10 protein-coding genes and 1 pseudogene are annotated in these 9,015 nt (G+C 70.5%); 6 read left to right on the forward strand and 5 right to left on the reverse strand.

From position 1 onward, the window contains the following. The 6 genes and pseudogenes from ACLEQD_RS30235 to ACLEQD_RS30260 form a co-directional block, all read left to right on the forward strand. Positions 1-356 (forward strand): annotated as a pseudogene (locus ACLEQD_RS30235) (zinc ribbon domain-containing protein); the annotation flags it as partial. Positions 357-582: 226 nt separating this feature from the next. Next, a complete protein-coding gene (locus ACLEQD_RS30240) occupies positions 583-981 on the forward strand; it encodes a hypothetical protein (RefSeq protein ID WP_410388846.1) in 399 nt (132 codons plus the stop codon). Positions 982-1,095: 114 nt separating this feature from the next. Continuing rightward, positions 1,096-1,599: a cytochrome c-type biogenesis protein CcmH gene (locus ACLEQD_RS30245; protein WP_410388848.1), complete on the forward strand. Its 504-nt coding sequence runs from the start codon at positions 1,096-1,098 to the stop codon at positions 1,597-1,599. Between the two features lie 3 nt (positions 1,600-1,602). Beyond that, positions 1,603-2,559, forward strand: a complete 957-nt coding sequence (locus tag ACLEQD_RS30250; RefSeq protein ID WP_410388850.1) for a tetratricopeptide repeat protein — start codon at positions 1,603-1,605, stop codon at positions 2,557-2,559. A 68-nt stretch (positions 2,560-2,627) separates the two neighbouring features. After that, positions 2,628-3,137 carry a hypothetical protein gene (locus ACLEQD_RS30255; protein ID WP_410388852.1) on the forward strand — a complete coding sequence of 170 codons (510 nt, stop codon included), beginning with the start codon at positions 2,628-2,630 and terminating at the stop codon, positions 3,135-3,137. 267 nt (positions 3,138-3,404) lie between these two features. After that, positions 3,405-3,695: a hypothetical protein gene (locus ACLEQD_RS30260; protein WP_410388854.1), complete on the forward strand. Its 291-nt coding sequence runs from the start codon at positions 3,405-3,407 to the stop codon at positions 3,693-3,695. A 3-nt stretch (positions 3,696-3,698) separates the two neighbouring features. Here the strand turns inward: ACLEQD_RS30260 and ACLEQD_RS30265 are convergent, their stop codons facing one another. The 5 genes from ACLEQD_RS30265 to ACLEQD_RS30285 all read right to left on the reverse strand — a co-directional run. Next, on the reverse strand, positions 3,699-4,691 hold the full coding sequence (locus ACLEQD_RS30265; protein WP_410388856.1) for a D-2-hydroxyacid dehydrogenase family protein: 993 nt from the start codon (positions 4,689-4,691) through the stop codon (positions 3,699-3,701). A gap of 6 nt (positions 4,692-4,697) precedes the next feature. Next, positions 4,698-5,894 carry a GNAT family N-acetyltransferase gene (locus tag ACLEQD_RS30270; RefSeq protein ID WP_410388858.1) on the reverse strand — a complete coding sequence of 399 codons (1,197 nt, stop codon included), beginning with the start codon at positions 5,892-5,894 and terminating at the stop codon, positions 4,698-4,700. A gap of 80 nt (positions 5,895-5,974) precedes the next feature. Then, the gene (locus ACLEQD_RS30275; protein WP_410388860.1) at positions 5,975-7,153 is read right to left on the reverse strand and encodes a DegT/DnrJ/EryC1/StrS family aminotransferase; all 1,179 of its coding nucleotides are present in this window, start codon (positions 7,151-7,153) and stop codon (positions 5,975-5,977) included. Next, positions 7,141-8,259: a GNAT family N-acetyltransferase gene (locus tag ACLEQD_RS30280; RefSeq protein ID WP_410388862.1), complete on the reverse strand. Its 1,119-nt coding sequence runs from the start codon at positions 8,257-8,259 to the stop codon at positions 7,141-7,143. Before ACLEQD_RS30280 ends, ACLEQD_RS30275 begins: the two co-directional genes overlap by 13 nt. Positions 8,260-8,295: 36 nt before the next feature. Next, on the reverse strand, positions 8,296-9,015 hold a 720-nt coding region (locus ACLEQD_RS30285; protein WP_410388864.1), incomplete at its 5' end, for a gluconeogenesis factor YvcK family protein.

Here is a 9,015-nt window from a genome sequence, read left to right on the forward strand (position 1 = left end):
CGTACGAGGACGAGGATCCCTACACGGGCCCGCGCTGGCTGAAGGACGTGCCGGGCCACTCGCAGAGCGTGGTGGGCGTGGGGCTGGTGACGTTCTCGCTGGTGCTGTCCATCCTCCCCTTCTTCCCCAGCGTGGGCGTGCTGGGCACGCTGTTGACGCTCGTGGGGAGCGTGGCGCTGGTCGCGCGCGAGCTGCGCCGCGACGGCAACGCGCCGGGCTGGGTGGACCACGTGCCGCTGGTGCTGCTGCGGCCGGAGGTCCCCGCCGCGTTCACGCTGCTGCTCGTGGCGCTGACGGTGCGGCTGCTGTCGGGCTTCAACCTGCTCTTGCCCTGTGGGCGGCGGGCACGCTGCTGATCGCCGTGGAGCAGTGGAAGCTGGTCATCGCGGAGCCGGACGGCGTGGGCCGCGACTTCGACCCGCGCTCGCTGCTGGGCTTTCCCCGGGTGCTGGCGCTGGCGGGCGTGGCGGTGTGCGTGGTGGCGCTGTTCCTTCCCTGGGGGAAGGTGATGGCGGACGGGTCGAGCCTGCCGGACAACGCGCCGGTGCCGGGGAGCGTGCGTGCGCCCCGCCGGAGCTGCGCGTGCTGCCCACGACGCGGCCCTCGGATGACTCGCTCTACAGCCAGGGGGGCGGCGCCGCGTCGCACTCGGGCTGGGACCTGCCGCTGTCGGAGCTGCCGCTCCTGGCGCTCCTGTCGCTGCTCGTGCTCGCGGCGCTGCGTCCGGACGTGGAGCGCCCGGCCTGGCTGCGGTGGGTGCCGGTGGGCGCGGTGAGCGTGAGCCTGCTCTGGGCGCTCGCGGGGGTGAAGCTCGCGGTGGGGCCGTTCGCGTTCCTCGTGGGCCTGGGGGCGGTGGGCGTTCATGCCGTGCGCCACGCACTGGGCCGCGACGAGCCGCCAGGGCTGCTCCCCCCGGAGGACGACCCCTACGACCCGGACCAGGACCTGGAGACCGAGCCCGACTCGGGCTACCGGGGCTAGGCCTTTCAGCGACACACGGAAGGGCTGCCCGGACGGCGGGCGTGCGGCCCAGGTTTCCCTGTGCAATACCCGTCAGGGGGCGGTAGTTAGGGACGGCCCCCGCTGGAGCCCCCGATGAATGCCGTCCTCGTCTCGTTGACCCTCGCCCTGAGCCTTGCCACGGGGCAGTTCGCGCCGCAGCAGGCCGCGAGTGATCCGCTCGCGCCGGCCCAGGAGGCGCGGGTGCAGCAGCTGGCGAAGAAGCTGCGCTGCGCGGTGTGCCAGGGCCTGTCGGTGGCGGACAGCCCGTCGTCCATGGCGCGCGCGCAGCTGGACAAGGTGCGCGAGCTGGTCGCGGACGGAAAGACGGACACGGAGATCGTCGACTACTTCGTGGCGCGCTACGGCGAGTGGGTGCTGCTGGAGCCGCGCGCGGAGGGCTTCAACTGGTTCGTCTGGCTGGGGCCCGTCGCGCTGGTGCTGGGCGGCCTCTTCGTCATCCTGAAGCAGCGTCAGCCCCTGCCCGAGGGCGCCGCGCCAGCGGAAGCCGCGCCGGCCCCCTCCCCTTCCACTCCCGCGCCGTCCACCGACGACGCGGACCCCTATCTCCAGGCCGTGCGCCGGGAGCTGGAGCGCTAAGCCATGCAGCCCGAGCCCACCAACTGGTTGCCCGGAATCATCGTCCTGTCGGTCGCCTTCGTGCTGGCGGCCGCGTGGCTCCTCTACATGAAGATGAAGACGGGGAGCGCGCTGCCGGACCCGTCGCCGAAGGCGGACGGCACGGTGGACGACCTGGCGCAGCGGGCGCAGTCGCTCATCGAGCAGCTGCGCACGCTGGAGGCGGAGAAGCACCACTTCACCGCGGAGCACTACACGGCGGAGAAGGCGCGGCTGGAGAAGGAAGCGGCCGCCGCGCTGCGCGCGAAGGACGAGCACCAGAAGCGGCAGGCGGCGGGAGAGAAGGCGCCCGCGCGCAACGTGCCGGCGCCCACGGGCTGGGCGTCGCGCAACCCGCAGCTGGTGGGCGCGATGTGGGGCGCGGGCGTGGTCGTCTTCTTCGGCGGGCTGGGCTACCTGCTGGTGTCCGAGCAGAAGCCGCGCGAGGAAGGCCAGATGGGCACGGGCGTGACGCCGCCGGGCATGGCCCAGATGCAGCAGCAGGAGATGCCCCAGCAGGACGACGAGCTGGAGCAGGCGCGTCAGCGGCTGGCGTCGAACCCGGGCGACGTGGAGGCCGCGTCGATGCTGAGCCACGAGCTCATCCGCCAGCAGCAGTTCGAGGAAGCGCTGAAGGTGACGCTGAAGGGCCTGGCGGTGGATCCGTTCAACGTGGAGCTGCGGGTGCACCGGGGCGTGCTGCGCGCGGCGTCGCAGGGCGACCTCCAGGGCGCGGAGCAGGAGCTGACGGAGCTGGTGGACACGTGGCCGGACGCGCAGGAGGCGCTCATCTTCCTGGGCGGCCTGTCGTTGCGCCGGGGCGACAAGGCAGGAGCACTGGCGCACTTTGAACGCTTCACGGTGGAAGTGCCCAAGAACATGCAGCCGCCGCAGCTGGCCCCCGCCATCGCCCAGCTGCGCGCGGAGGTCGCGCAGCAGTAGCGGTAGGCTGCACGTCGTGAGGGGCCGGGAGGCCGGCCCGCGAAGTGTGTCACCCCTGGAGGTGGGCCATGGGTGCATCCGGCTTCTGGAAGGCCGCTGTCGCGCTGTGCGGCGTCGCGTTGTCATCCGCCTGCGCGACAGGCGGTTCCGCGACGTATGTGGAGGGCGCGCTGCGCCCCCGTCACTTCGTTTTTCATGAAGTGGTGAAGCAGCGCGGGAAAAAGCCGGGTGGATGGATGGCAGCCTGCCTCCACGTCGGCATCGCCCGTGACACGGGAGAGTTGTTCTACTGCAAGTTCGGCGTGGAGATGCCCATCGCCAACAGTGCGCAGGGAGCGATCTCGATGGAGCAAGCCCAAAGCCTCTCCGCGAGCTGCGCGAATCAGGCAGCCAGGACCACTTTTGCTGGTGCGACGCCAGCCACGCCTACCGGAATTGCCTGCGAGGAATTCAAGACCTTCTACGACCTGACGCTCAACACCGCCATCAAGGGCGCACACGTCACGAAGATCTGTGCCCAGGGAATTGAGCCCGTGGTGGTGACACCCCCGGGGCCAACCACCAGCGGAGGCATGTAGCCCATGGTTCCATCCACCGAGGAGTTGCTGGCGATTGCGCGGACCTACTGGCCCTCGCATGAAGACCCCAATCTGGAGCCCGGGCCCGAGGCACATCGACTCCATGTGCTTTGGCGCCCGAAGCTCGCAGAGCCTGGTCCCTGGGACGCATTGATTGACCAACTCGAGAAGGCATTTCCACAGGACACCATTGGAGACATCACTACGCCTTCGAATGCGTGCTTTTGGTGCGCCGTCTATCCAGGACGTTCGCGTGAGGCCCCCGGGTTGGGCTGGGTCTACGTCGGCTGCGCCAGCGTCATCGCCCCCGTCTACACCGTGTATCGCGTCCTATTTGAGTACGGCGAGGACCGGGTCTTCCGGCAGCTCGATCTGGAGCCTCCCGCCGTAGAGCCCGCGGTCACGATGGCGAGACTCATGGAGTCCACGATGGGATTGAGCCTGCTGCCCCCTGACATCGCCAACCATCCAGCGCCTGTCTTCGTGGACTGGAAGTCCCCTCCGAAGACGACGCTCTTCCACGCGCTGTTCACCAGCAGGCCAGAAAACCTCCCCTGAGCCCTACCCCAGCCCGCGGATGGGAGCCCCGTCGAGGAACGCGCGGATGTCCTCCACGGCTTCACGGAAGTACGTCGCGTAGTTCCCCTGGGACACGTAGCCCAGGTGCGGCGTCGCGAGCAGGTTCGGCAGTGTCCGCAAAACATCATCCGCGGGCACCGGCTCCGTTTCAAAGACATCCACCGCGGCGCCCGCGATGACACCCTGCTGGAGCGCTTCCACGAGCGCCGCCTGCTCCACGATGGCCGCGCGCGACGTGTTGATGAGGTACGCCGTGGACCGCATCCTCGCGAGCTCCGCGCGCCCCACCAGCCCTCTCGAGCGCTCCCCCAGCACCAGGTGGATGGACACGAAGTCGCTCGTCTCCAGGAGCGCCTCCTTCGACGGGGCCCGCGTCACCCCGACTTCAGCGGCCCTCGCATCCGAGAGGTTCGGGCTCCACGCGACCACGTCCATCCCGAACGCGGCGCCCACGCGCGCCACCCGGCCGCCAATCTTCCCCAGGCCCAGCAGCCCCAGCCGCTTCCCATGCAGGTCCACGCCCACGGAGTGCTGCCACGGGCCGCCCTGCCGGAACGCCGTGCTCTCCCCCACCACGTTCCGCGCGAGCGCCAAGATCAACGCCCACGTCAGCTCCACGGGAGGTTCGGTCGCGCTCGCCGTTCCGCACACCGTCACGCCGCGCGCCTTGGCCGCCGCCAGGTCGATGGACGCGTTCCGCATCCCCGACGTCACCAGCAATCGCAGCCGTGGCAGTCGTTCAAGCAGCGCCTTCGGGAACGGCGTGCGCTCCCGCATCACGACCAGGATGTCGAACGGCGACAGCGCCGCGACCAACTCCCCCTCACCGGAGAAGTGCTCGCGGAACACCGTCACCTCGACCTGGGCGCTCACGGACGACCAGTCCGCGAGCCTCATCGAAACGCCCTGATAGTCATCCAGGATGGCGCAGCGCAGCTTCTCCATGGCACCCGCCAGGATCCGCTGGTGCGCCACCGGGCGTCAATCCACCGCGGCCTTGCGACGGCGGAAGCGGCGCACCTTCTCCACCAGCTCGTCCGACAGCACGCCCTTCACCGCGTTGCGCGTCTGGCGGGCCCACTCCTCGGAGCGGGTGAACCACTCGCCCGCGAACCCCGCGCCGTGCGCGCGCAGCGACACCGTCTGGCGCTGCTTCGTCACCCAGTCGGACTTGTACGTCTCCGTGCCTCGCAGGAAGTCGTACTCCGTCAGGCCCATCTCGATGGCGTCCTTGAACGTCTCGCCCACCAGCACCAGGCCCACGCTGCGGTTGCGCCACGCCGGGTCATACCCGGACTGGAAGTACACGAACGTCTGGCCATGCAGGATGCCGTACACGGACGCCACCGCCTGGCCGCCCACCTTCATCGTGTACATCCGCAGCCGGCCCCGCTCCGCCAGCCACTGCGTCGCGTCCCGGTGGAAGGCCTCCACGCCCGCGCCCTTGATGCCCTGGGAGCCACCGTCCGAGGACCAGCGCAGCGCGTGCAGCCGGAAGAAGTCCGTCATCGGCCCGGCAAGCTGGCCCGGCGCCTCCGTGCGCTCGATGCGGTAGCCGTCCTGCTTCTCCAGCCACTTGCGCCGGCGCAGGTAGTTGTCCCGGCGGCCCGTGCGCTTGAGGAACGCGTCGAACGGCTCGCCCGGCACCAGCGTCTCGTACGGGCACACGTAGCGCTCCGACACGCGCACGTCGCCAAACACCTCGCGCGCCACGCCGAGCGTCGTCGAGCCCTCGCGCAGGTCCGTCAGGTCCAGCACGTCCCACTCATCGCGCAGCCCCTGGAGCACGTTGAAGAACGCCCGGGCCACCTCCGCCTCGCGGCCCTGGCGCGCCACCACGTCCAGGTAGTCGCTGCCCACGTGCGTCTCACCCAGGAAGCCCAGGCGCCGCACGCGCATGCCGTTCACCCAGCGGTGCTCCAGCCCCAGCGGCAGGAGGCCCACCAGCGTGCCCAGCCTGTCGCGGGCCGTCAGCACCAGCGGCCGCACCTCGGGCGCGATGCGCCGGCACCACGGATACAGCCACTCCCAGGCGTTGAACGGACCGGCGTTGCTCGCGTCCAGCAGCGCGTTCCACTCCGCCCGCATCCCCGCCAGCTGGGAGGCACTTCCCACCGCCGCCACGTCCAGCCGCGGCGTCATCCTTGGACCCGACGTCAACTCGTCTTCGCGGATCACCGCGTCACCCCGATGCCTTTCCCGAAGCACTGCCCCGGCCCCCGGGGACCATTGCAACCCGGGAGCCAGCTCCTGTTCCCTCACGACGCGCGCTTGCTCGGACGGCGCTCGGACTTGAGCGCCTCCCGGACCACCTCCGCCACCTGCCCCATCACCTCCGGCGACAGGTCCTGGTGGCACGGAATCTCCAGGAGGGTGCGCCGCAGCTGCGCGACCTCCGGGAACTCCGTCGGGTCGCACGCGGGATGGAAGCGCTTCCAGAAGTCGATGGCGTCGATGCCCTTCTCGCGCAGCTTCGCCAGCAGCGTCTCCTTGTCCTGCACCACCATCGGGTAGAACAGGGGGCTGACGCCCGCGGGCAGCTGGTTGAAGAGCGGCGGGGACACGTCGCGCAGCCGGCCCAGCAGGAGGAAGTAGTTGCGGCGCCGGGCCTCGACGATGCCCTCCAGGTCCTGCGCCAGGGCAATCCGCTTCGTCAGCGGGCTCATGCCCAGGTCCACGTGCCGCCGGTCGAAGTGCTGCGTGCCCGTGGCCACGCGCTCGATGCTCGCGGCCTTCACCGTGCCGTGCCCCACCGAGCGCACCAGGCCGCGCAGGCCGCGGCCCACCGCCCCGCCGCGCAGCTCCAGGTTCTGGAGGAGCGCGGACACGGTGTGGCTGAAGGTGGACGCCACCGGCGGCGCGGGCGGCTCCGGCAGGCTGTACGAGCGCTTGCCGTTGACGACCAGCGCACCCCCATTGGGAACCGGAAGCGTCTTGTAGAGGCAGAAGATGCCCACGTCGCCCGTGGTGCCCAGCGGCGTCGCGCCGTCGGACGACAGCAGGGACAGCGCGCAGTCCTCAATCAGCGGGAGGCCGTGCTCGTCCGCCAGCTTGCGCATGGCGTCCACAGGCCCCGGGAAGCCCGCGTAGTGGATGAGGTAGAGCGCGCGCGTCTTGGGCGTAATCCGCTTCGCCACGTCCGCCACGTCCACGTCCCAGCGGCTGCCCACGCGGTAGAAGCGCGGCGTCGCGCCCGCGTCCACCACGGCCTCCACCTCCACGCCATGGTGGTAGGCGGGCATCAGCACCTCGCCGCCGTCCAGGCGCAGCATCTTCATGGTCAGCCAGACGGCGTTGCGCGCGAAGTAGAAGTACCGCGCGTTGGGCGACGAGAACGGCGGCAGCGCCCCCGGGCGCGGCGGGGCCATCAGCATGCCCGGCCACAGCGTGGGCAGGGACGGAACGAACAGCTTGTCAGTCGTCTTCACCGCTTCCATCGCGCCACCACCTCTTTCGCCGCCGGCACCCACCGGAACTTCGCCGCGCACAGGGCCCGGCCGAAGGCGGTGTCGTTGAACACGTAGAGCCAGGTGTGCCTGCGGACCTGATCCGTCCAGTCGCGCTTCCACACCATGTCCGGCCCCAGGAAATCGAACTCGGTCAGCCCGCGCTCCAGGCAGTGCCCCAGCACCTCCTCCATGAGGAGCTGCCCCGGGCTGCACTCCTTCAGGCGCTCGTCGTAGCCGGGCTTCAAGAGGAAGTAGCGCCCGCCGTATTCCAGGCCGTACTGGAACGCCACCGCGCGCCCGTCCAGGCGCAGGAAGTACAGCGCCAGCCGGTCGCGGTAGGCCGAGTCCCGCGCCAGCTCCGTGTAGAAGCCCCGCGTCTTCGCGTCCTGCGCCATGGCCGTGCCATTCGCGCCCTTCCAGCCGCTCTGCTCCAGCAGCAGCCCCTCCTCCAGCGTGCCCTCCAGGTCCAGGCCGCCGGTGACGCGCTCGAAGGTGACCTTCCCCTTCTCCTCCAGCTTGCGGCGGCGGCGGCGGCAGTTGGCCTTGAACTTGGACGGCAGCTTCGCGAAGTACGCGTCCTTCTTCGCGGGCAAGGGCACGTAGGGCGAGTTCAGCGACTCCCACTCGCCCACCGGCAGGCCGCCCTGCTTCGCGGCCTCCAGCAGGCGGAAGCCCACGCCGCCGTCCGGCACGTCCGTCAGCCGCAGCACGTCCCAGCCGCCCGTCCGGCGCAGGTGCGAGAGGAAGGCCCGGGCCGCGGCGTCCGGCTCACGCGCCAGCACGTCGAAGCGGCAGGAGTGCGCGTTGGCCGCGGAGGTGAGCTGGCGCGCCGGCACGCCGTACAGGGACGTGCGCTCCTCCACCAGCGGCAGCGCGCCGGTGAGCGCTCCGTCCTCGCCGCGCAGCAGCAGCACGCGCATGCGCGCCCCGGCGGCGAAGTTGTCCAGCCACAGCCGCAGGAACTCGTGCCGGTAGAACAGCTCGTTGGAGGTCGTCTCCACCAGCTGGTTCCACTCGGCTTCCAGGGTCATGAAGGCCGCCCGGTCGTTGACTTCCACGACCTGCGGGCTGGCTTGCAGTTTGATGGCTTCCATGTTCGCGGGCCCCAAGGTGGTGATGGCCAGGGCGGCCTACAACCCGCTGCGCGCCATCTTCAGCAGGCAGGCGGCGACCTTGCGGCTGTCGTGTCGGATCTTGGACCCCTCCTTGAGCAGGTCCGCCTGCACCGGAATCACGCCGGAGGACAAGAGCTCCCGCGTCTCCGCCGTGACCATGTAGGAGCCCTTGCGCGCATAGCGCTGGATGGACTCCTCCGACGGCGCCCGGCCGTTGACGAGCACCGCGTCCAGCACCGGCCCCACGTGGTCGATGACGGCCTGCACGTGGTCCAGGCAGTTCATGCCGTCCGTCTCACCCGGCTGGGTCATCAGGTTGGCCACCATGACCTTCAGCGCGCGCGTCTCCTTCAGCGCCTGGGCCACGCCGTCCACCAGCAGGTTGGGCAGCACGCTCGAGTACAGCGAGCCCGGCCCGATGGCGATGAGGTCCGCCGTGTAGATGGACTCCAGCAGGCCGTCCACCGGGGGCGGCGAGCGGGGGCTGAGCGACACGCGGCGCACGCGGCCCTGGGCGCGGCAGATGTTGCGCTCGCCCACGACCTCCGTGTCGTCGTGCATCTGGGCCACCAGCTGCACCGACGCGAGCGTGCTGGGCAGCACCTGGCCCTGCGCGCCCAACAGCTCCCCGGACAGCCGCACCGCCTCCAGGAAGTCACCCTTCAGCTCCGCGAGCGCGGCGATGAGCAGGTTGCCCACCGCGTGGCCGGCCAGGCCCCGCGCGCCGCCGAAGCG

The sequence above is a fragment of the Corallococcus sp. 4LFB genome, assembly GCF_046520365.1.
GTDB classification, from domain to species: Bacteria; Myxococcota; Myxococcia; order Myxococcales; family Myxococcaceae; genus Corallococcus; species Corallococcus caeni.